At 69.9% G+C, this 21,442-nt stretch carries 18 protein-coding genes; 10 read left to right on the forward strand and 8 right to left on the reverse strand.

Features of this window, described 5'->3' with window-relative positions; genetic code table 11:
- Window positions 1-94: 94 nt before the first annotated feature.
- Genes ACWF79_RS16605 through ACWF79_RS16615 form a run of 3 tightly spaced genes read right to left on the reverse strand, consistent with a single transcriptional unit; the run spans window position 95 to window position 2,136 of the window.
- Window positions 95-1,264, reverse strand: coding sequence for a cystathionine gamma-lyase (locus ACWF79_RS16605; RefSeq protein ID WP_453728814.1), 1,170 nt, complete (start codon window positions 1,262-1,264; stop codon window positions 95-97).
- Complete coding sequence (locus ACWF79_RS16610) at window positions 1,261-1,749, reverse strand: low molecular weight protein-tyrosine-phosphatase (protein ID WP_453728815.1); 489 nt, start codon at window positions 1,747-1,749, stop codon at window positions 1,261-1,263. Before ACWF79_RS16610 ends, ACWF79_RS16605 begins: the two co-directional genes overlap by 4 nt.
- A 9-nt stretch (window positions 1,750-1,758) precedes the next feature.
- Window positions 1,759-2,136, reverse strand: a complete 378-nt coding sequence (locus ACWF79_RS16615; RefSeq protein ID WP_453728816.1) for a phage holin family protein — start codon at window positions 2,134-2,136, stop codon at window positions 1,759-1,761.
- 51 nt (window positions 2,137-2,187) lie between these two features.
- On the opposite strand from ACWF79_RS16615, the gene ACWF79_RS16620 reads away from it, so the two are divergent.
- The 4 genes from ACWF79_RS16620 to ACWF79_RS16635 all read left to right on the forward strand — a co-directional run bounded on the left by ACWF79_RS16620 (window position 2,188) and on the right by ACWF79_RS16635 (window position 4,478).
- On the forward strand, window positions 2,188-2,505 hold the full coding sequence (locus ACWF79_RS16620; RefSeq protein WP_453728817.1) for a cupin domain-containing protein: 318 nt from the start codon (window positions 2,188-2,190) through the stop codon (window positions 2,503-2,505).
- A 131-nt stretch (window positions 2,506-2,636) separates the two neighbouring features.
- Entirely contained in the window at window positions 2,637-2,855 is a 219-nt protein-coding gene (locus ACWF79_RS16625) for a DUF5326 family protein (protein WP_453728818.1), read from the forward strand.
- A 280-nt stretch (window positions 2,856-3,135) separates the two neighbouring features.
- Complete coding sequence (locus ACWF79_RS16630) at window positions 3,136-3,906, forward strand: IclR family transcriptional regulator (RefSeq protein WP_453728819.1); 771 nt, start codon at window positions 3,136-3,138, stop codon at window positions 3,904-3,906.
- Window positions 3,907-4,043: 137 nt separating this feature from the next.
- Complete coding sequence (locus ACWF79_RS16635) at window positions 4,044-4,478, forward strand: SsgA family sporulation/cell division regulator (protein ID WP_453728871.1); 435 nt, start codon at window positions 4,044-4,046, stop codon at window positions 4,476-4,478.
- Between the two features lie 37 nt (window positions 4,479-4,515).
- Here ACWF79_RS16635 and ACWF79_RS16640 read toward each other — a convergent pair whose 3' ends face one another.
- Window positions 4,516-5,919, reverse strand: coding sequence for a YibE/F family protein (locus tag ACWF79_RS16640; protein ID WP_453728820.1), 1,404 nt, complete (start codon window positions 5,917-5,919; stop codon window positions 4,516-4,518).
- A gap of 212 nt (window positions 5,920-6,131) precedes the next feature.
- On the opposite strand from ACWF79_RS16640, the gene thiC reads away from it, so the two are divergent.
- Together thiC and ACWF79_RS16650 are read left to right on the forward strand one after the other, a co-directional pair.
- Window positions 6,132-7,916, forward strand: a complete 1,785-nt coding sequence (gene thiC / locus ACWF79_RS16645; protein WP_453728821.1) for a phosphomethylpyrimidine synthase ThiC — start codon at window positions 6,132-6,134, stop codon at window positions 7,914-7,916.
- A 116-nt stretch (window positions 7,917-8,032) separates the two neighbouring features.
- Window positions 8,033-9,409: a VWA domain-containing protein gene (locus ACWF79_RS16650; protein ID WP_453728822.1), complete on the forward strand. Its 1,377-nt coding sequence runs from the start codon at window positions 8,033-8,035 to the stop codon at window positions 9,407-9,409.
- A 129-nt stretch (window positions 9,410-9,538) separates the two neighbouring features.
- On the opposite strand, the gene ACWF79_RS16655 is transcribed toward ACWF79_RS16650, so the two are convergent.
- From ACWF79_RS16655 to ACWF79_RS16665, 3 genes are all read right to left on the reverse strand, one after another.
- Window positions 9,539-10,396, reverse strand: a complete 858-nt coding sequence (locus ACWF79_RS16655; RefSeq protein ID WP_453728823.1) for a hypothetical protein — start codon at window positions 10,394-10,396, stop codon at window positions 9,539-9,541.
- A gap of 159 nt (window positions 10,397-10,555) precedes the next feature.
- Window positions 10,556-11,785 carry a metallophosphoesterase gene (locus ACWF79_RS16660; protein ID WP_453728824.1) on the reverse strand — a complete coding sequence of 410 codons (1,230 nt, stop codon included), beginning with the start codon at window positions 11,783-11,785 and terminating at the stop codon, window positions 10,556-10,558.
- 238 nt (window positions 11,786-12,023) lie between these two features.
- Entirely contained in the window at window positions 12,024-13,130 is a 1,107-nt protein-coding gene (locus ACWF79_RS16665; protein ID WP_453728825.1) for a LacI family DNA-binding transcriptional regulator, read from the reverse strand.
- A 396-nt stretch (window positions 13,131-13,526) separates the two neighbouring features.
- On the opposite strand from ACWF79_RS16665, the gene hisC reads away from it, so the two are divergent.
- Window positions 13,527-14,633, forward strand: coding sequence for a histidinol-phosphate transaminase (hisC, locus tag ACWF79_RS16670; protein WP_453728872.1), 1,107 nt, complete (start codon window positions 13,527-13,529; stop codon window positions 14,631-14,633).
- Window positions 14,634-14,678: 45 nt separating this feature from the next.
- Here hisC and ACWF79_RS16675 read toward each other — a convergent pair whose 3' ends face one another.
- Entirely contained in the window at window positions 14,679-15,059 is a 381-nt protein-coding gene (locus ACWF79_RS16675) for a cyclophilin-like fold protein (RefSeq protein WP_453728826.1), read from the reverse strand.
- Between the two features lie 206 nt (window positions 15,060-15,265).
- Here ACWF79_RS16675 and ACWF79_RS16680 point away from each other — a divergent pair, with 206 nt between their 5' ends.
- The 3 genes from ACWF79_RS16680 to cydD are packed head-to-tail and all read left to right on the forward strand — an operon-like array spanning window position 15,266 to window position 21,343.
- Window positions 15,266-16,774 carry a cytochrome ubiquinol oxidase subunit I gene (locus tag ACWF79_RS16680; RefSeq protein WP_453728827.1) on the forward strand — a complete coding sequence of 503 codons (1,509 nt, stop codon included), beginning with the start codon at window positions 15,266-15,268 and terminating at the stop codon, window positions 16,772-16,774.
- An 18-nt stretch (window positions 16,775-16,792) separates the two neighbouring features.
- Entirely contained in the window at window positions 16,793-17,800 is a 1,008-nt protein-coding gene (gene cydB / locus ACWF79_RS16685; RefSeq protein WP_453728828.1) for a cytochrome d ubiquinol oxidase subunit II, read from the forward strand.
- Between the two features lie 15 nt (window positions 17,801-17,815).
- The gene (gene cydD / locus ACWF79_RS16690) at window positions 17,816-21,343 is read left to right on the forward strand and encodes a thiol reductant ABC exporter subunit CydD (protein ID WP_453728829.1); all 3,528 of its coding nucleotides are present in this window, start codon (window positions 17,816-17,818) and stop codon (window positions 21,341-21,343) included.
- Window positions 21,344-21,442 lie beyond the last annotated feature (99 nt).

Here is a 21,442-nt window from a genome sequence, read left to right on the forward strand (position 1 = left end):
TAGCCTTGTTCAGGCGGTTCTCCGCAGAGGAAGCCGGGGCGTTCCGAGCCATGAGGGGGGAGGCTCGGAGCGCCCCGATTCCGGGTGCGCCCGCTCAGTGGTCCGCGGCCGTCTCTGCCGCGTCGAGGGCGCGCAGCACGTCCGCGATCAGGTCCTCGGGGTCCTCCGCCCCGACGGAGAAGCGGATGAAACCCTCCGGCACGGCGTCGCCGCCCCACCGCCCGCGCCGTTCGGCCGTCGAGCGCACCCCGCCGAAGCTGGTCGCGTCGTCCACGAGCCGCAGCCCGTCGAGGAACCGCTCGGCCCAGTCCCGGTCGGGGAGCACGAAGGACACCACGGGCCCGAAGCGCCGCATCTGGGACGCCGCCACCGTGTGCGAGGGGTCGTCCGGCAGTCCGGGATACCGCAGCCCGGTCACCTCATCCCGCTTGCCCAGGGCCTCCGCGAGAGCCAGCGCGGAGGTGCACTGGCGGTCGATGCGGAGCTGGAGCGTGGCCAGGGAGCGGTGGGCGAGCCAGGCCTCCATCGGGCCGGGGATCGCGCCGACGATCTTGCGCCAGCGCCGTACCTCCGCCGCGCGCTGCGGATCGCGGCAGCTGACATGGCCGAGGAGGACGTCGCCGTGCCCGGTCATGCCCTTGGTGTCGCTGGCGACGGAGAAGTCCGCTCCGAGCGCCAAGGGCCGCTGGCCGAGCGGGGTGGCCAGGGTGTTGTCGACGGCGACCAGCGCCCCACCCTCGTGCGCCGCCCGCACCAGGCGGCGGATGTCGCAGACGTCGAGCCCGGGGTTGGAGGGCGTCTCGATCCACAGCAGCCGCGCGCCCTCCAGTACGGACAGCTGGGCGTCGCCGCCGGTCGGCGCGGTGCGGACATCGATCCCGTACGCCCGGAGCTGCTCGTGGAGCAGCGGCAGCGCCTGGTAGCCGTCCTGCGGCATGACGACCGCGTCGCCTGTCTTCAACTGGGAGAAGAGGACGGCGGAGATGGCGGCCATGCCCGAGGCGAAGACGAGCGTCTCGACGCCCTGCTCCCCCGGCGCCTCCAGCTCGCCGAGGGCACGTTCCAGGTGGGTCCAGGTCGGGTTCTCGTCGCGCCCGTAGGTGTACGGGCCGGTGGGGTCGCCCGGCAGATGGAAGTGGGCGGCGAAGACCGGCCCCGGCAGTGTCGGTTCGTACTTCACCGGCTCGGGCAGCCCCGCCCGTACGGCCCGTGTCCCGTCGCCGACGGCGCCGAGGCCCGCCCCCTCGGATGTGTCCGTGCTCATGCCGCCCGTTCCTCCACACTCTCGCGTACGGCGGCGAGCAGCCCTTCGCTCGCCGCCTCCACCATCTCCAGGCATGCCTCGAAGCCGTCCGACCCGCCGTAGTAGGGGTCGGGCACGTCGAGGTCCTCGGCCGCCGGATCATACGAGCGCAGCAGCCGCACCTTCGCCGCGTCCTCGGGCGTCGGGGCGATCCGCCGCAGCGCCCGCAGGTGCCCCTCGTCGAGGGCGATCACCAGGTCGAGCGCGGGGAACCAGGAAGCGCGGAACTGGCGGGCGGTGTGCCCGGAGTCGTAGCCGTGGTCCTCCAGGACGGCGACGGTCCGCGGGTCGGCGGCGTCGCCCTCGTGCCAGCCTCCGGTGCCCGCGCTGTCCACCTCGACGACGTCCGCCAGGCCGGCCTCCTCCACGCGGGCGCGGAAGACCGACTCGGCCATCGGCGACCGGCAGATGTTGCCGGTGCAGACGAAACAGACGCGGTAGGTCATCGTGCGCCCTCAGTCGCCGTCGGGGAGCACGACGTTGAGCGCCCAGGAGACGACGGAGATGATCAGTCCGCCCAGGACGGCGGTCCAGAATCCGTCGACCTGGAAGCTCAGGTCGAGCTTGTCTGCGAGCCAGGAGGTGAGCAGCAGCATCAGGGCGTTGATCACCAGTGTGATCAGGCCAAGGGTGAGGACGAACAGCGGAAGCGAGATCAGCTTGACGATCGGCTTCACCAAGAAGTTCACCAGCCCGAAAACCAGGGCGACAAGGATCAGCGTCCAGGCCTTGTTGGCGGTGCTGTCACCGGTCAGCGTGATGTCCGGGACCAGCCAGATGGCCACTCCGAGCGCGCCCGCGTTCGCGAGCGTCTTGACTACGAAATTCTTCATGTGTCTGATCGTGGCAGACATGATCGGGCCAAGGGCAGGGGCGAACGCACGATGAAGGCATTCCGACTGGACGAACTGGAGGCGGAGCGCGCCGCCAACGACGGTGCGTACCTCCAGTTCCTGCGGGAGCGGAACATGTCCGTCGGTCTGTACGCGCTCGACGCCGGCTCGCTCGACCCCCAACAGCCGCACGACCAGGACGAGGTGTACTTCGTCGTCAGCGGGCGGGCCGCGATCACGGTGGGGATGGAGACGACGCAGGTGGCGCGGGGCAGCGTCGTCTACGTACCGGCCGGAGTGGCCCACAAGTTCCACCACATCACCGAGGACCTGAGGGTCATGGTGGTCTTCTCGCCGCCGGAGGGCTGAATTCCCCTAGGGGGCGGATCAGGGGAGAGCAAGGGCTCCGGGGCCCCCGTGCCGCAAGTGCCGCACCTAGCATCGAAGGTGTCCGGCGCAGAGCGCGCGGGACGGATTCTTCGGGAGATGAGGGAAGCGCGATGGCGGTACGAGAGATTCTCGCGGGGATGCCCTGGTGGGTGAAGTGGGTCGCCATACCCGTCATCGCCCTGTTCGTCTTCGGGGGACTGATCACCAGCATCGCGACGTTCGTGATCGGTCTGCTCTTCAAGGCGCTGATCTTCGTCGCCCTGGTCGGCGGACTGATCTACGTCGTACGGAAGTTCATGTCCTCCTCGACCTCGCGCGAGGACTGGTAGCAGATGCTACCCATCGGTAGGGGGCTGATGGCCGGGCGTTAGCCCGGCCGGGGGACGCGCCCCTGGAAACCACAGCCAGGCCTGGGAGCTGCCCTTACAGTGAAAAATCTCTGCCGCCCCCGGGAAAACTGGCCCAGCCTTCCGCGCTGATCCGCGGGTGTTGACCTGTCCCGGGCGGGTCCGCCACCGGACCCCACCGGTTCCCAGGACGCGGCGGGCGCGCGGGGGCGGCCCCCGCGGGCGGGTGTACGGCACCCGTCGTCATGCCTGGGGGTGACCTTTGGCCACGGCTACGCAGACCGGCGTTCCTACACTGATCGGCTCGGTACAGCGGGCGCTGAGACTCTTGGAGGCCGTGGGCTCCCACGAGGACGGGGCCCCCGCCAAACAACTGGCGCGTGAGGCCGGACTCCCGCTGCCCACCGCGTACCACCTGCTCCGCACCCTGGCACACGAGGGCTATCTACGCCGCGAGAAGGGTGTGTTCGTCCTCGGCGCCGCAGCCGGGCGTCTCGCCGGTGGCGGAGTTCTGCAGAATCGTCGCACCAAGATCGAAGACTCCCTCGCGCACTGGCGCGACGCGATCGGGGTGCCCGTCTACTTCGCCATCTACCGCGAGGGTGAGATCGAGCTGGTTGCCGTCTCCGACACGCCCTCCGCCCCGGCCGTGGACGAGTGGGCCGACTTCCGCGAGACGGGTCACGCTCATGCGATCGGGCAGTGTCTGCTCAGTCAACTGGATGTGAAGAGCCGTCAAGACCACCTCGCTCGCCATCCGGTGGACGCCATCACTCCGTACACGGTGCGTAACCGGCGTGCGCTTTTGGATCGTTTGGGCGGAATGGGGCGAATGGAGCCCCTGGTGGAGCGTCAGGAATATGCGCTCGGCACGGTCTGCGCCGCGATTCCCATCACTGCGGGGTCCACCGCGGCCGCCATGGCGATTTCCCTCCCCCTTCATCAGGAAGAACGGTTGCTGCCCGCAGTCGATCGGCTACGCAGTGAGATCGGAAGGCTCCTGAGTACCTTCGCCTTCTCTATCAGTATCTGAAAAATTACTCCTTGTGATCTGCTAGCCCTTCCAGCACGATTGCGTCAAGAGGGCCATGGGGGATCATTCCTGGCCGTTTTGGTCACAGCTTTCAGTAGCCGCGTTTACACAACTGCTTATCTACTGCGGGGTACATGATGCGAGAGTCGGTTCAGGCCGAGGTCCTGATGAGCTTCCTCGTCTCCGAGGAGCTCTCCTTCAGAATCCCGGTGGAACTGCGTTACGAGGCCCGGGATCCTTACGCGGTGCGGATGACGTTCCATCTCCCCGGCGACGCGCCTGTGACCTGGGCGTTCGGCCGAGAGCTGCTGGTCGACGGGATCAACGGACCGAGCGGGGACGGCGATGTGCACATCGCACCGACCGACCCCGAGGATCTTTCCGACGTCGGCATCCGGCTTCAGGTCGGCAGCGACCGAGCCCTGTTCCGGGTCAGCGCTCCGCCGCTGGTCGCCTTCCTCGACCGGACGGACAAGCTGGTCCCGCTCGGTCAGGAACGGACACTGGGCGACTTCGAGGACAGCCTGGAGGCGGCGCTCGGCCGGATCCTCGCGGAGGAGAACGCCGGCTGAGAGGCCGGTCCCGGGGCCGCGGGGGCCCCAGGTCCGGTCATTTGGCCCGGCGGCGGCGCCCACCCCTGGATGAACGCTTCTCCGGCGTGCCCAGCCGGCCCTGCGACCCGGGCGAGCCCGGCGTGCTCAGCGAGCCCATCGACCCCGGCCGGTCCGCCGAGACGACGAGGGCGGCGAGAGCGGTCGTGACCGGCACCGAGGCGACGAGACCGATCGATCCCACCAGCGTGCGGACGATCTCCTCCGCGACCAGTTCGCTGTTGGCCACCGTCCCCACGCTGCTCTGCGCGATGGAGAAGAGCAGCAGCAGGGGCAGGGCCGCACCGGCGTACGCGAGGACCAGTGTGTTCACCACGGACGCGATGTGGTCGCGGCCGATCCTGATGCCCGCCCGGTAGAGCCCGCGGGGTCCCATCCGCGGATCCGCCTGATGCAGCTCCCACACCACGGAGGTCTGCGTCACCGTCACGTCGTCGAGCACGCCCAGCGAACCGATGATGATGCCCGCGAGCAGCAGACCGGACATGTCGATGTCGGGATAGAGGCCGTGGATCAGGCCGGTGTTGTCGTCCGTGTTGCCGGACAGGGAGGCCCAGCCGACGAAGAGCGAGCCGAGCAGTCCGATCAGCAGCAGCGAGATCAGGGTCCCGAGCACCGCGACCGACGTGCGGGCGGAGAGCCCGTGGCACATGTAGAGCGCGATCAGCATGATCGCGCTCGACCCGACCACCGCCACCACCAGCGGATTCGACCCCTGCAGGATCGCCGGCAGGATGAAGAAGGTCAGCACCATGAAGCTCACGGCGAGCGCGATCAGCGCCATCACGCCCCGCATCCGCCCGACCAGCACGACCGCCACGGCGAAGATCAGGGCGAGCACGGTCAGCGGGACCTTGCGGTTCACGTCCGTCACCGAGTACTGCAGGTCGCGCGGGGCGTCCGGCGCGTACGCCACCACCACGCCCTGGCCCTCGTCCAGTTGGCGCGGCGCGTCCGGCTGGACGATCTCGGTGAACGTACGGCCCTTGTCCGGACCGCTCGTGACCTCGATCGACGCCTTCGCGCACTGCCCCTGCTGGGCGTTGACCGCCTCGCGCCCCTGGGGCGTCGACGTGTCGCCGGTGGGCGGGACCTGAGCGGCGTTCACGTCCTTGCAGTCGATCTTCTCCACCGAGACGACCTTGCCCTGGTACGTCTGCCGGTCGAAACCGACGCCGGTGCGCTCGTGTTCCGGGGCGCCGCCCGGCCAGAGGACCACGAGCCCGACCACCACCGCCGTGGCGAACGGGATCAGGACAGCGGCGATGACTCTGCGCAGGTGCCGGGAGACGGGCGCGGCCGGCCCATGGCTGTGCGCGTGGCCGTGTCCGTGGCCTGCGTCGCCAGGGGTGCCGTGGCCGTCATGACCGTCGGGTTCTGGGGTCTGCTGCGAGGAAGTCACCGACCGATCATCGCAAGAACGGCGGGGGCCCACTGTTCAGCACGGCCGGATTGACGCTAGCGTGGTGACACCTTTGCACACGCGGGAGCTCGGAGCACCGGGCTGAGAGGGCGCTGATCACCGTACGCGCGTACTGGACGTACGTACGGGAAGAGGCTGCGCCGACCGCCGAACCTGTTACCGGGTAATGCCGGCGTAGGGAGATCGGTCTCATGACCATTCAGGATGCACGCACGCCTGCCACCAGCGAGAACGGCCAGGACGAGCGCAAGCCGGGCTGGCACAAGGGGTACATCGAGGGCTCGCGCCCCGACCTCCGGGTGCCCGTCCGACAGGTGCACCTCACCAACGGCAAGGACGTGACGCTGTACGACACGTCCGGCCCGTACACCGACCCGACCATCGACACCGACGTACGGCGGGGCCTGCCGCCGCTGCGCGAGAACTGGATCATCGGGCGGGGCGACACCGAGGAGTACGCGGGCCGCCCGGTCCGCCCCGAGGACGACGGCATCAAGCACACCTCGCCGCGCGGCGGAGGGCTGAAGAACCTTGACGCGGTCTTCCCCGGCCGGCCGCGGCTGCCCCGCCGGGGCCGCGACGGTCAGGTCGTGACCCAGCTCGCGTACGCCCGCCGGGGCGAGATCACCCCGGAGATGGAGTACGTCGCGATCCGCGAGAACGTCTCCCCCGAGGTCGTACGGGAGGAGATCGCGGCAGGGCGCGCCGTCCTCCCGGCCAACGTCAACCACCCGGAGATCGAGCCGATGATCATCGGCAAGCGGTTCCTGGTGAAGGTCAACGCCAACATCGGCAACTCCGCCGTCACCTCCTCCATCGAGGAGGAGGTGGAGAAGATGACGTGGGCGACCAAGTGGGGCGCCGACACGGTCATGGACCTGTCCACCGGCCGCAACATCCACACCACCCGCGAGTGGGTGCTGCGCAACTCTCCCGTGCCGATCGGCACCGTGCCGCTCTACCAGGCCCTCGAGAAGGTGGACGGCAAGGCCGAGGAGCTGACCTGGGAAATCTACAAGGACACGGTCATCGAGCAGGCCGAGCAGGGCGTCGACTACATGACGGTCCACGCCGGCGTGCTGCTGCCGTACGTTCCGCTGACCGCCCGTCGCAAGACCGGCATCGTCTCGCGCGGTGGCTCGATCATGGCCGCCTGGTGCCTCGCGCACCACAAGGAGAACTTCCTCTACACCAACTTCGAGGAGCTCTGCGAGATCCTGGCGACGTACGACGTCACGTACTCGCTGGGCGACGGTCTGCGCCCCGGCTCGATCGCGGACGCCAACGACGAGGCGCAGTTCGCCGAGCTGCGCACGCTCGGCGAGCTGAACACGATCGCCAAGCGCCACAACGTGCAGACGATGATCGAGGGCCCGGGGCACGTCCCGATGCACAAGATCAAGGAGAACATCGACCTCCAGCAGGAGATCTGCGAGGAGGCGCCGTTCTACACCCTCGGCCCGCTGACCACGGACGTCGCACCCGCGTACGACCACATCACCTCGGGCATCGGCGCCGCGATGATCGCCTGGTGGGGCACGGCGATGCTCTGCTACGTCACGCCCAAGGAGCACCTGGGCCTGCCCAACCGCGACGACGTGAAGACCGGCGTCATCACGTACAAGATCGCGGCGCACGCGGCTGACCTGGCCAAGGGGCACCCGGGGGCGCAGGAGTGGGACGACGCGCTGTCGGACGCGCGGTTCGAGTTCCGCTGGGAGGACCAGTTCAACCTGGCCCTCGACCCGGACACGGCCCGCGAGTTCCACGACGAGACGCTGCCGGCCGAGCCCGCGAAGACCGCGCACTTCTGCTCGATGTGCGGTCCGAAGTTCTGCTCGATGAAGATCTCGCAGGACATTCGCCGGGAGCACGGCGGCGACCTCAAGGCGGACGAGATCTCGGCCGGTATGGCGGAGAAGTCCAAGGAGTTCGCGGCGTCCGGCAACCGGGTGTACCTGCCGCTGGCGGAGTAGGCGGCGGCACTCCGGTCGGTACGGCTGGAGGTTCGTCGTACGGGCCCGCGATCCACGGGGGGGTTCGCGGGCCCGTTCCGTTCCCGAAGCGGGTCTCGGCTGGGCAGACTGACGGCATGACAGCGACTTCCCTGAGCAAGGGCGCCAACCTGCCGGTCGGCTCGCCCGTGGTACGTGCCGTGCTCTCCTGGTCCGCCGGGGCGGGGGCGCCCGACGCCGACGCCTCGGCGCTGCTGCTCACCCAGGCCGGACGCGTGCGCGACGACAGCGACTTCGTCTTCTACAACCAGCCGGCCCACGCCTCCGGGGCCGTACGCCATCTCGGGAAGCAGGAGGTGGACGGCGGAACGACCGACACCGTCGAGGTCGATCTGCGCGGGATCGAGCCTGCCGTCGAGCGGGTGGTGCTGGCCGCGTCGGCGGACGGTGGGACGTTCGGCCAGATGTCCGGACTGACGCTGCGGCTGCTCGACTCCGGTACGGGGGCCGAGCTGGCCCGCTTCGACATGACCGCGACGACGGAGACCGCCTTCATCGGCGGTGAGCTGTACCGGCGGGCGGGCCAGTGGAAGTTCCGGGCGGTCGGGCAGGGGTACGCCTCCGGTCTCGCCGGGCTCGCCACCGACTTCGGGATCAGCGTGGACGACGCGCCGCCGCCGGCAGCCGCGGCCGCCCCGGTCTCCGCGCCCGTACCCGTACGGCAGGCGCCGGTGGCCGACGGGCCGCGCTTCGAGAAGGACGTGGAGCGGCTGCCCGTCGACATGCGCAAGCGGCTGTCCCTGCGCAAGGAGCAGGTGGCGGTCAGCCTGCGGAAGCACGGCGCGGCCGGAGTGACCGCCCGCGTCGTCCTCGTCCTCGACGCCTCCGGCTCGATGTCCTCGCTCTATTCCAAGGGCGTCGTGGCCGATGTCGTGGAGCGGATGGCGGCCGTCGCCGCGCAGCTGGACGACGACGGTGAGATGCAGGCCTGGACCTTCGCCTCGAACGCCGCCCGACTGCCCGATCTGCGCCTGGCCGAACTTCCGGACTGGCTGCGGCTTCATGTGCGCGTCGGTGAGCTCGTCCTCTTCCGGCGGAGCCGGAAACCCCGGAACGGTCTTGCGCCCGGGCAGCTCGACATGCGGGACATCGGCATCCAGAACGAGGAGCAGAAGGCGATCGCCCAGGTCCGGGCCTTCGTCCGGGAAAACCCGGTGGCCGTTCCCACGCTCGTGCTCTTCTTCTCCGACGGAGGCGTGTACCGCGACGCGCAGATCGAACGGGAGCTGCGGGAGGCGGTGGAGGAACCGATCTTCTGGCAGTTCGTCGGTCTGGGCCGGTCCCACTACGGGGTGTTGGAACGCTTCGACACCATGGCCGGGCGACGCGTCGACAACGTGGGGTTCTTCGCGGTGGACGACATCGGCAGGGTGCCCGACGCCGAGCTGTACGACCGGCTCCTGTCCGAGTTCCCGTCCTGGATCACGGCCGCGGGGCGGGCCGGGATCCTCTGAGCCGGGCGGGCCGAGTGCGTCTGATGAGCCGGGTGGGTCTGATGAGCGGGTGGGTCGGACAGGCCGGGCGGGCGACTGCCCGGTGGGCCGAGGTGTCCGGCCGATGCCCCGGCCGGCGCGGCGTGCTCCTCAGTCCGGTCGGCGTTCCGACGCGCCGGGTTCCGGACCGGTGAAGCCGGGGCCGGTGTAGTCCGGGCTGGTGAAGTCGGGGCTCGTGAACATCGGGCGTGTTCCGGACGAGCCCTCGTTGGGGCTGGAGAAGTCCGGGCCGCTGTAGCCGATCTTCGGTATGCGGTCGATGCGGGGCGGCGGCACGGACGGCGGGGCCTGCGGTCCGACAGTGGTCAGGGCCTCGCGCAGGAACGGCAGGATGCCCCGTTCCAACAGGGCGCGGCGCCAGGCCTCCCGGGCGCGGGACACCTCGTCGTCCGCTTCCGTACGAGGTTGATCGCTCACCCCCACTTCTGTCGAGCGGTTGCGCAGCGCCGTGAGCACCAGCCCGACGGCGGCGCAGAAGAGGCCGGCAGCGGCGACGGCGCCGAAGAACCAGCCGGCCGTCAGCAGGGTGTCGGCGAAGGTCAGCGAGGGCGCGAGCACCTTCAGTACGGCGCCGACCAGCAGGAATATCAATGCGGCCGGTCCGGCGAGGACCGGCGCGAGAACGGTGACGATCGCGACGATGCCCGCGCCCGGGCCGCCGCTCGCCCCGTCGCCGTCCGCCGTCAGGACGGCGTCCATGACGCTCGTACCACTCGGTGAGCGGACTTCTTCGCGGACTTTCACGAAGTGGTCGTACTCGACCGCCGCCGCGGCGGTGATCAGGGCCGTCGCGCTCAGCGCCATCGTGCGCAGTTGGCCGGCCGTGAGCCGTTTCCCGATCTCGGCGAGATCTGGATGGTCGTACGCGTTGCGCAGTGCGTCGTCGAGGATGCGCTCGTACTCGGCACGGTCCTCGGTCAGCAGGTGCGGAGCCACGTTCATGTGCATCCCCCGATGCTCCGTAGGCCCTTATTGACCGTGGGATACGGCCGGTTGGGCGGAAACGGAGGAGAGCCTGCTACGGATGATCCGATGGTATTGCGGTAACGGCACAGGGTGACAGGGGGTTTCCCGAAATCGACGTCCCTGGATGCGCAGCGTTATACCTCAGCCATGCAGGGGGAGTTGGACGACCAGCAGCTTTCCGGCCATGGTCACACCGCCGTCCATGGCGATCGCCAGCCCCTCCGCGTACACGTGCGGACCGTCGACGATGGGGCCCGAGCCGCCCTCGCCGTCCTCGGTGCCGACCTGACCCAGCAGGTACGGGATGGGGCTGTGACCGTGCACGATGCGGCCGCCGCCGTAGGTCGCGAGCAGCTCCTGGACGGCCTGCGGGCCGCCGTCGTCGCGGAAGGCGAAGCGCTTGGTGAACTTGCGGAACAGGTCCCAGACCTCGTCCGCGTCGCTCCGGGTGAGGATCTCGTGCACTGTCTCGTTGACGTCCTCGATGGTGCTGCCGTAATCGAGGTATGCGGTGGTGTCGGAGTGCACCAGCAGATGCCCGTCCTCCTCCACCATGGCGTCGAGTCGGGACATCCACTGCAGATGGACGTCCTGGAGCCGGTCCATGTCGTGCTTCTGGCCGCCGTTGAGCAGCCAGGCGGCCTGGAAGGTGGCGGTGCCGGCGCCGGAGTTGACGGGGGTGTCCCCGAAGCGCTTGGCGCCGATGAGGAGCAGCTCGTGGTTGCCCATCAGGGCCTTGCAGTAGCCACCGGCGGCGGCGGCCTCCGCGGACAGGCGCATGACGAGGTCGATGACGCCGATGCCGTCGGGGCCGCGGTCGGTGAAGTCGCCGAGGAACCAGAGGCGGGCGTTGCCCGCCGCCCAGGCGCCGTTGTCGTCGATGAGGCCCCGCTCGCGCAGGGCGGCGAGGAGCTCGTCGAGGTAGCCGTGGACGTCGCCGACCACGTACAGCGGGCCGGGGCCCTCGCCGGCCGCGGCGGGCGCGGGGGACGGGGTGGGAACCGGGTCCACCCGGACCTGGACGGTGTCTCCCCGGTTGATCACCGGGAGGTCGCGCTCGGTCGGGGTGTAGCCCTCGGGGAGCTCGTCGTCCGGGAACGCGTTCCCGGGGTGACCGGCGTGACCGGCGTTCCCCGGGAGGGCCGCCGAGAGTGAGACCGGGGGCGTGAGGGGGGACGGGGCGGAGGCGCCGTGTCCGAGGTGGAGCGTGGGATCGGCGACCGGCCGGAAGGGCTCGTCGGATACGACGGCGTGCCCTGCCGGAGGGTCCACGGGCTGGCCCTGCACGGGCACCCGGGCGTACGGCGGTACGCGGAAGTCACGCAATGTCGCCGTGCGCACCACGGGTTCCTGCCCGGCCCCCTGAGTCATCGACCCCTCCACCACCGTCGCGATGCCCTGCACATCGCGGACCGGCCTGGTCGGGGTGGTCCGCGGTGTCGTGCGCCCATCATAGGAATGAGGGTCCGCCTGTGTGACGCACCAGGGGTGGTGAATCCGGGTCCACTCCGGGTTCACCGGTTGTTTCGCCCGAATTGAGAAGGTCCGGTCCAGGGTCGGAGCAGGGCCGGGCCGGAGTTTGTGTCCGGCACGGCCCCGGAGCAGACGCTCAGTCCTTCGTGGGGGACCGGGGCGGGCTGACCGTCGTACGCGGCGAACGCCTCTGGGAGGACGTCCGGACGATGAGTTCGGTCGGTATCACCTGCTCGACCGGTCCGTCGGTGTCGATCCCCTCGATGGCGTCGATGAGGAGCTGGACCACGGCCGTGCCGATCCGGCGCGGTTTGAGCGAGAGGGTCGTGATGGGTGGTTCGGTGTTGGCGTAGACGGTCGACTCGCTGCAGCAGACCAGCAGCAGGTCGTCCGGTACGCGCAGTCCGTAGCGGCGGGCGGCCGCCAGCAGATCGGTTCCGTTGGGGTCGAAGAGTCCGTAGACGGCGTCGGGTCGGTCGGGGCGGGCGAGCAGCCGGTCGGCCGCGACGGCGCCCGCGCACGGATCGTGCGCCGGGTAGGCCTCGTAGACGGGGTCCTGGCCGACCCTCTCGCACCAGTTGAGGTACGCGGTGGTGGACAGGCGGGTGTACGTGTCGGTGGTCGTGCCGGTGAGGAGGCCGATCCGGCGTGCGCCGGCGTCGGCGAGGTGGTCGAGGAGGTCGAGGACGGCGGCTTCGTGGTCGTTGTCGACCCAGGCGGTCACCGGGAGGGTGCCGGCGGGGCGTCCGTCGGAGACGACGGGCAGGCCCTGGCGGACCAGCTCGGTGACGACCGGGTCGTGGTCGGAGGGGTCGATGACGACGGTGCCGTCGAGGGCGACGTTCGACCAGACGTCATGGCGGGAGGTCGCGGGCAGGATGACCAGGGCATAGCCCCGGGCGAGCGCTGCCGATGTGGCGGCTCTGGCCATCTCCGCGAAGTACGCGAATTCGGTGAAGGTGAAAGGTTCATCCCCGTAGGTCGTCACGGTCAGGCCGATGAGGCCCGACTTGCCGGTACGGAGCGTGCGGGCCGCCGCGGATGGGCGATAGCCCAGCCGGTCTGCGACCTCGCGGACGTGGCGGCGGGTGGCGTCCGGGAGCCGGCCCTTGCCGTTGAGCGCGTCGGAGACAGTCGTGATGGAGACCCCGGCGGCGGCGGCCACATCCCGGATGCCCGCTCGCCCCTGCCGGCTTCCCCGGGTCTGTGCCCGGCTCACCTGGTGCTTCCCTGCTGCTGTCATGGCGAGCCGATAGTAGGGCGAGGGCGGGTGGTTGGGCCGTTCGCATATTCACTCGTTGACAGGCACGTTTCTGCATGATCAACAGCGCCCAATTGCCTTTGAAGCTAAGGGAGTTAAGGGTCGATGCGTGCGATCTATGGTTGTCGACCGGCATGGGCCTACCCAGTGGTCCATGTCTCGAAGAGGTCTCAACTCACCTCTACGGGCGACGCGCGCCACGGCGCCCGCCACCGGCGCACGCCACCCGACCGCGCGCTCCCCCAGCTGTCCACAGCATCCGCCATCCGTTGTCCACAGCCCATTCGCAGCGGAGGCGAATCCTCATAAGGTGAGGAGTATTGGTGGTACGGACGGTCGAGGAGGACCACAGTGAGCGCAGACAGCGACACCGCAGGAGTGGGCGGAGCCGGCGGTACGGGCGGGGCGGGCGAGGGCGGACCGAAGCTGCGCGCCGTGCTGGCCGGGATCCCCACCTACAAGCCGGGCAAGCCGGCCGCCGCGGGCGGTCCGGTCGCTTTCAAGCTGTCCTCCAACGAGAACCCCTATCCGCCCCTGCCGGGCGTGATGGAGAGCGCGGTGGCTGCCGCCGGAGCGTTCAACCGGTACCCGGACATGGCCTGCACCGGTCTGATGAACGAGCTCGCCGACCGCTTCGGGGTGCCGCTGACACACCTGGCGACGGGTACGGGGTCGGTGGGCGTGGCCCAGTCCTTGATCCAGGCCACCGCGGGCCCCGGTGACGAGGTCATCTACGCCTGGCGGTCCTTCGAGGCGTATCCGATCATCACGCAGATCAGCGGGGCGACCTCGGTGCAGGTGCCGCTGACCGACGGCGAGGTGCACGACCTCGACGCGATGGCCGAGGCGATCACCGACCGCACCCGGCTGATCTTCGTGTGCAACCCGAACAACCCCACGGGCACCGCGGTCCGCAGGGCCGAGCTGGAGCGATTCCTGGACCGGGTGCCCTCCGACGTCCTGGTGGTGATCGACGAGGCGTACCGCGAGTTCGTCCGCGACACGGAGATCCCGGACGGCATCGAGCTGTACCGCGACCGCCCGAACGTCGCGGTGCTGCGTACCTTCTCCAAGGCGTACGGCCTGGCCGGGCTGCGGGTCGGCTTCGCGATCGCCCATGAGCCGGTGGCGGCCGCCCTGCGTAAGACGGCGGTGCCGTTCGGCGTGAGTCAGCTGGCGCAGGACGCGGCGGTGGCCTCGCTGCGGGCCGAGGACGAACTGCTCGGGCGGGTCGGCTCGTTGGTGGCCGAGCGCGAGCGGGTCCACGCGGGGCTCGTGGCCCAGGGCTGGACCGTGCCGGACACCCAGGCGAACTTCGTCTGGCTGCGGCTCGGTGAGCGGACGCTGGACTTCGCGGCGGAGTGCGAGCGGCACGGCGTGGTGGTGCGGCCGTTCGCGGGTGAGGGCGTGCGCGTCACGATCGGTGAGTGCGAGGCGAACGACCTGTTCCTGAAGACGGCGGAGGGCTTCCGCAAGGACGGTTGATCGATACGGCGCCCAGGATCTTTGGGGAGGACCTGGGCGCGCCGGTCAGTCCTCGACGCGCTCGACGCGGATCGGGTCGCCGTCCCTGACGGTGGCCAGGACGCGCGGGTCGCCGTCCAGCGAGCCGAGCAGGTTGCACGGGCTCGCGAGCCGGCACTCGTCGCCCCGCGAGATCGGCGTGGGGCCGTAGGGGAGTGCGAGGGCGTCGCCGTCGGTCCAGAAGGCGACCGTGCCCGGTTCCACCACCTGCTGCGCGTCGGCCTCGACGGCGGTGGAGACCGGTGTGTCGAAGTAGACCTCCTCGCCCCAGGTCCGGGCGGTGGAGGCGATCGGGAGGACCCCCGCGAGCGCCTTGCTCGTGGGGGTTTCGTCGAGGGTCGCCGTGGTGTGTCCGGCGGGCCAGGAGATGAGAATCCGAAGGGTCATGGCCCCGATTCAACAATATGTTGAAGGTCGGGGGAAGGGGTGACCTTCGAGTAGGGGTACCCCCGGTCTTACGTACGGATTTCGTATGAGCCATAATGCTTGTGAATGTGAACGCGTTCACAAGCGTGTCCCTGTTCCTCCCGGAATAGGTGGGATTGCAGGGGCACACTGCCGATGTCCCCACGGCGATGTAAGGAGAAGACGACGTGGACCTAGCTCTGGCGCCAGAGACTCTGGCGCGATGGCAGTTCGGCATCACCACCGTCTACCACTTTCTCTTCGTCCCCCTGACGATCTCCCTCGCCGCCCTCACCGCCGGTCTTCAGACCGCCTGGGTGCGGACGGAGAAGGAGAAGTACCTCAAGGCGACCAAGTTCTGGGGCAAGCTCTTCCTGATCAACATCGCGATGGGTGTCGTCACCGGCATCGTGCAGGAGTTCCAGTTCGGCATGAACTGGTCCGACTACTCGCGCTTCGTCGGCGACATCTTCGGTGCGCCGCTCGCCTTCGAGGCGTTGATCGCGTTCTTCTTCGAGTCCACGTTCATCGGTCTGTGGATCTTCGGCTGGGACAAGCTGCCGAAGAAGATCCACCTGGCCTGCATGTGGATGGTGTCGATCGGCACCATCCTCTCCGCGTACTTCATCCTGGCGGCCAACTCCTGGATGCAGCACCCGGTCGGCTACCGGATCAACGCGGAGCGCGGACGGGCCGAGCTCACCGACTTCTGGCTGGTGCTGACGCAGAACACCGCGCTCACCCATTTCTTCCACACCATGACGGCCGCGTTCCTGGTCGGTGGTGCCTTCATGGTGGGCATCTCCGCCTTCCACCTCGCCCGCAAGAAGCACGTCCCGGTCATGCGGACCTCGCTGCGGCTCGGCCTGATCACCCTGATCATCGCCGGACTCGGCACGGCCATCAGCGGCGACCTGCTCGGCAAGGTCATGTTCAAGCAGCAGCCGATGAAGATGGCCGCCGCCGAGGCGCTCTGGGACGGCGAAGCGCCCGCGCCGTTCTCGATCTTCGCGTACGGCGATGTCGACAAGGGCCACAACAAGGTGGCCATAGAGATCCCGGGACTGCTGTCCTTCCTCGCGAACGACGACTTCAGCTCGTACGTCCCGGGCATCAACGACATCAACAAGGCCGAGCAGGAGAAGTTCGGACCCGGTGACTACCGGCCCAACATCCCGGTGGCGTACTGGGGCTTCCGCTGGATGATCGGCTTCGGCATGGCCTCGCTGACCATCGGCATGATCGGCCTCTGGCTGACCCGTAAGAAGTTCATGCTGTCGCCGGGGATGCGGACCGGTGACGACGAGGTGCCGAATCTCGTCCTGTTCAAGCGGAAGGCGCTCAGCCCCCGCTTCACCAAGTGGTACTGGATCATCGCCCTCTGGACGATGGCCTTCCCGCTCATCGCCAACTCGTGGGGCTGGATCTTCACCGAGATGGGCCGGCAGCCCTGGGTCGTCTACGGCGTGCTGCGCACCAGGGACGCGGTCTCCCCCGGCGTCTCGCAGGGCGAGGTCCTCACCTCCATGATCGTCTTCACCCTGCTCTACGCGGTCCTCGCGGTGATCGAGGTCAAGCTGCTGGTGAAGTACATCAAGGCCGGACCGCCCGAGCTCACCGAGGCGGACCTCAACCCGCCCACCAAGATCGGCGGGGACGACCGTGACCCCGACCGGCCCATGGCCTTCTCGTACTGAGGCTCAGGAGATCGAGGCATGGAACTCCACAACATCTGGTTCGTACTCATCGCCGTCCTCTGGATCGGCTACTTCTTCCTGGAGGGGTTCGACTTCGGGATCGGCGTCCTGACCAAGCTGCTCGCGCGTGGCCGCGCCGAGAAGCGGGTCCTGATCAACACCATCGGACCCGTCTGGGACGGCAACGAGGTGTGGCTGCTGACCGCCGGCGGCGCGACCTTCGCCGCCTTCCCGGAGTGGTACGCGACGCTCTTCTCCGGCTTCTACCTGCCGCTGCTGATCATCCTGGTCTGTCTGATCATCCGTGGTGTCGCCTTCGAGTACCGGGCGAAGCGGCCCGAGGAGAACTGGCAGCGCAACTGGGAGGAGGCCATCTTCTGGACCTCCCTGATCCCCGCCGTGCTGTGGGGCGTCGCCTTCGGCAACATCGTGCGGGGTGTGAAGATCGACAAGGAGATGGAGTACGTCGGCTCCCTCGGGGACCTGCTCAACCCCTACGCGATCCTCGGCGGCCTGGTCACCCTCGCCCTCTTCACCTTCCACGGCACGGTCTTCGCCGCGCTCAAGACGGCGGGGGACATCCGGGTCCGGGCGCGGGCGCTCGCGCTGAAGCTGGGTCTCGCCACGGCCGTCCTCGCGCTGGGCTTCCTGACCTGGACCCAGATGGACAAGGGCGACGGCTGGAGCCTGGGCGCCATGCTTGTCGCGGTGGTGGCGCTGGTCGGTGCCATCGCGGCGATCAAGGTGGGGCGTGAGGGCTGGTCGTTCGCGCTCTCGGGCATCACGATCGCCGCAGCGGTGGCGATGCTCTTCTTCACCCTCTTCCCGAACGTCATGCCGTCTTCGCTCAACCCCGAGTGGAGTCTTACCGTGACGAACGCGTCGTCGAGCCCGTACACCCTGAAGATCATGACCTGGTGCGCCGCGATCGCCACTCCGCTGGTGCTGCTCTACCAGGGCTGGACGTACTGGGTGTTCCGCAAGCGGATCGGCACGCAGCACATCGCTCCCGACGCCACTCACTAGTGGGGGATGTTTCACGTGAAACCGATCGATCCCCGTCTGCTCCGGTACGCCAGTGCCACCCGCTTCTTCCTCGGAGCGGTCGTGGTGCTCGGCCTGGCAGGGGCGGCGCTGGTCGTCGCCCAGGCGATGTTCATCGCCGAGGTCGTGGTGGGCGCCTTCCAGAAGGGCCTGTCGGTTTCCGACCTGGCCACGCCCCTGCTGCTGCTCGCCGGAGTGGCGGCGGGGCGGGGGCTGGTCTCCTGGCTGACCGAGCTGGCCGCCCATCGGGCCAGCGCGGCGGTCAAGTCCGAACTGCGGGGCCGGCTGCTGGCCCGCGCGGCCACGCTGGGGCCGGGATGGCTCAGCGGTCAGAAGGCCGGTTCGCTCGCGGCCCTCGCGACACGCGGGGTCGACGCGCTCGACGACTACTTCTCGCGCTATCTCCCGCAGCTGGGGCTCGCGGTGGTCGTGCCGGTGGCGGTCCTGGCCAGGATCGTCACCGAGGACTGGATCTCGGCGGCGATCATCGTCGTGACCCTGCCGCTCATCCCCGTCTTCATGATCCTCATCGGCTGGTACACCCAGGCCCGGATGGACCGGCAGTGGAAACTGCTGTCACGGCTGTCGGGCCACTTCCTCGACGTGGTGGCCGGGCTTCCGACGCTCAAGGTCTTCGGCCGCGCCAAGGCGCAGGCGGAGTCGATCCGCGCCATCACGTCGGAGTACCGGCGGGCGACGATGAAGACGCTGCGCATCGCCTTCCTCTCCTCCTTCGCCCTGGAACTCCTCTCGACGCTCTCGGTGGCGCTGGTTGCGGTCACGATCGGGATGCGGCTGGTCCATGGTGAACTCGATCTGTACACGGGGCTGGTCATCCTGGTCCTGGCGCCGGAGGCCTATCTGCCGATCCGGCAGGTGGGGGCCCAGTACCACGCGGCGGCGGAAGGGCTGGCCGCAGCCGAGGAGATCTTCGAGGTCCTGGAGACCTCGGCGACCGAGCACGGTACGGGCGCGGTGCCGTCCTCGACCCGTATCGAGCTGGAGAACGTGACCGTACGCCACGCGGGCCGGTCCGAGGCCTCGTTGGACGGGGCGTCCCTGGTGGTGGAGCCCGGGGAGACGGTCGCGCTGGTGGGGCCGAGTGGCGTCGGCAAGTCGACGCTGCTCGACGTGGTGCTGGGGTTCGCCACACCGGAGGCGGGCGGCTCCGTCCGCGTCGGGGGCGCGGAGCTCGGTTCGCTGGACGTGGAGGAGTGGCGGTCGCGGATCGCCTGGGTGCCGCAGCGACCGTACCTGTTCGCGGGCACCATCGCCGAGAACGTCCGACTGGCCCGTCCGGACGCCTCCGACGAGGCGGTACGGGAGGCCCTGCGGGATGCCGGTGCGGACGGGTTCATCGGGTCGCTCCCGGAGGGCGTGGACACGCCGCTCGGCGAGGACGGCGCGGGTCTGTCGGCGGGCCAGCGCCAACGCCTCGCTCTGGCCCGGGCGTTCCTGGCCGACCGGCCGCTGCTGCTCCTGGACGAGCCCACGGCGGCGCTGGACGGCGAGACGGAGGCCGCCGTCGTCGACGCGGTCCGCCGACTCACGGCCGGCCGTACGGTGCTGCTGGTCGTCCACCGCCCTGCCCTGCTCGCGGTCGCGGACCGCGTGGTCGAGCTCGGGCGGGCGAGCGCTCCGCAGGAGCGGCGGCAGCCGGGCACGGCTGGGGTGGAGTCCTGGTCCGTGGTGCACGAGCAGGCCGGCGCGGAAGCGTACGCCGGTCCCGGGGCGCCCGTCACAGGTGCTGCCGCCGACGGGGCGGAAGCGCGCGCCGCGCGGTCGCTCTTCGGGCGCGTGCGCGCCATGGCCGGAGAGCTGCGGGGGCGGATGGGGCTCGCTCTGCTGCTGGCCAGTCTGGCGTTGGGGTCCGCCGTGGGGCTCATGGCGGTCTCCGGGTGGCTCATCTCCCGGGCCTCCGAACAGCCCCCGGTGCTCTATCTGATGATGGCCGTCACCGCGACGCGGGCTTTCGGCATCGGCCGGGCCGTGTTCCGGTATGCCGAGCGGATCGTCTCCCACGACGCCGTGCTGCGGATGCTCGCGGAGCTGCGGGTCGCCGTCTACCGGCGCCTGGAACGTATCGCCCCCGCCGGACTGCGCCGCAGCCGGCGTGGTGACCTGCTCTCCCGGCTGGTCCAGGACGTCGACGCGCTCCAGGACTACTGGCTGCGCTGGCTCCTGCCCGCGGGTGCGGCTCTTGTCGTGGGCGCCGCTTCCGTGGGGTTCACCACCTGGCTCCTGCCGGAGGCAGGAGCCGTCCTCGCCATCGGCCTCCTCGGCGCCGGCGTGGCCGTACCGCTGCTGAGCGGGGCGATCGCCCGGCGGGCCGAGCGTCAGCTGGCCCCCGCTCGCGGTGCCCTCACCGTCACGGTCGTCGACCTGCTGCGCGGCTGCGCCGAACTGACGGTCGCCGGAGCGCTGAAGAGCCGCATCGAGCGGGCCCGCGCGGCCGACCGTACGCTCACCTCCATCGCCTCCCGGCAGGCCGCCGCGACCGCGATCGGGGCCGGGCTCTCCGCGCTCGCCTGCGGTCTGACGGTCGCCGCGGCCGCGGTCGTCGGCGTCCAGGCGGTGCGCGAGGGCCGCCTCGACGGTGTGGCGCTCGCCGTCGTCGTCCTGACCCCGCTCGCCGCCTTCGAGGCCGTCACCGGACTCCCGCTCGCCGTGCAGTACCGCCAGCGGGTCAAGCGCAGCGCCGAGCGGGTGTACGAGGTCCTGGACTCCCCCGTCCCCGTGCACGAGCCCGAGCGGCCCGCCGCACCGCCGACGAGCCCCTTCCCACTGGAGGTCACCGGCCTCTCCGCGCGCCACGCGGGCCAGCGGGCCGAGGCGCTCAGGGGCTTCGCGCTGACCTTGGAGGCCGGGCGGCGGGTCGCCGTCGTCGGTGCGTCCGGGTCGGGCAAGACCACGCTCGCCCAGGTGCTGCTCCGCTTCCTGGACGCCGAGGCCGGTTCGTACCGGATCGGCGGTGTGGAGGCCGCCGAGCTCGACGGGGACGACGTCCGCCGCCTCGTCGGGCTCTGTGCCCAGGACGCCCACATCTTCGACAGCTCCATCCGCGAGAACCTCCGCCTGGCCCGTACCGGCGCGAGCGACGAGGACCTGCGGGCGGCGCTGGGCCGGGCGCGGCTCCTGGACTGGGTGGACGGCCTGCCGGACGGCCTCGACACCCTGGTCGGCGAACACGGCTCGCGGCTCTCGGGCGGCCAGCGGCAGCGCCTGGCGCTCGCCCGCGCGCTCCTCGCCGACTTCCCCGTCCTCGTCCTGGACGAGCCGGCCGAGCACCTCGACCTGGCCACGGCGGACGCGCTCACCGACGACCTGCTGCGGGCCACCGAGGGCCGAACGACGGTCCTCATCACCCACCGTCTGCACGGCCTCGACGCGGTCGACGAGGTGGTGGTCCTGGACGAGGGCCGCACGGTGCAGCGCGGACCGTACGCGGAGCTGGCGCGGGCCGAGGGGCCGCTGCGGCGGATGCTGGAGCAGGAGCGGGAGACGGATCTCCTGCTCGCTCCGTAAGGCCTGGTGGGAGGCCTCGGCGGACTCCGGGCCACGCGAGGGGAGGGCCCCGGGACCGGCCCCGAGGCAGGTGACGGGCCGGCGTGGGAGTGCCCGACT

It is taken from the genome of Streptomyces sp. NPDC054975 (assembly GCF_053609105.1).

What these genes read in the sequence shown, in the direction of transcription:
- ACWF79_RS16605 (WP_453728814.1), bottom strand. Translation starts at nt 1,264, where the DNA reads ATGAGCACGGACACATCCGAGGGGGCGGGCCTCGGCGCCGTCGGCGAC.
- ACWF79_RS16610 (WP_453728815.1), bottom strand. Translation starts at nt 1,749, where the DNA reads ATGACCTACCGCGTCTGTTTCGTCTGCACCGGCAACATCTGCCGGTCG.
- ACWF79_RS16615 (WP_453728816.1), bottom strand. Translation starts at nt 2,136, where the DNA reads ATGAAGAATTTCGTAGTCAAGACGCTCGCGAACGCGGGCGCGCTCGGA.
- ACWF79_RS16620 (WP_453728817.1), top strand. Translation starts at nt 2,188, where the DNA reads ATGAAGGCATTCCGACTGGACGAACTGGAGGCGGAGCGCGCCGCCAAC.
- ACWF79_RS16625 (WP_453728818.1), top strand. Translation starts at nt 2,637, where the DNA reads ATGGCGGTACGAGAGATTCTCGCGGGGATGCCCTGGTGGGTGAAGTGG.
- ACWF79_RS16635 (WP_453728871.1), top strand. Translation starts at nt 4,044, where the DNA reads ATGCGAGAGTCGGTTCAGGCCGAGGTCCTGATGAGCTTCCTCGTCTCC.
- thiC (WP_453728821.1), top strand. Translation starts at nt 6,132, where the DNA reads ATGACCATTCAGGATGCACGCACGCCTGCCACCAGCGAGAACGGCCAG.
- ACWF79_RS16650 (WP_453728822.1), top strand. Translation starts at nt 8,033, where the DNA reads ATGACAGCGACTTCCCTGAGCAAGGGCGCCAACCTGCCGGTCGGCTCG.
- ACWF79_RS16655 (WP_453728823.1), bottom strand. Translation starts at nt 10,396, where the DNA reads ATGCACATGAACGTGGCTCCGCACCTGCTGACCGAGGACCGTGCCGAG.
- ACWF79_RS16660 (WP_453728824.1), bottom strand. Translation starts at nt 11,785, where the DNA reads ATGACTCAGGGGGCCGGGCAGGAACCCGTGGTGCGCACGGCGACATTG.
- ACWF79_RS16665 (WP_453728825.1), bottom strand. Translation starts at nt 13,130, where the DNA reads ATGACAGCAGCAGGGAAGCACCAGGTGAGCCGGGCACAGACCCGGGGA.
- ACWF79_RS16675 (WP_453728826.1), bottom strand. Translation starts at nt 15,059, where the DNA reads ATGACCCTTCGGATTCTCATCTCCTGGCCCGCCGGACACACCACGGCG.
- cydB (WP_453728828.1), top strand. Translation starts at nt 16,793, where the DNA reads ATGGAACTCCACAACATCTGGTTCGTACTCATCGCCGTCCTCTGGATC.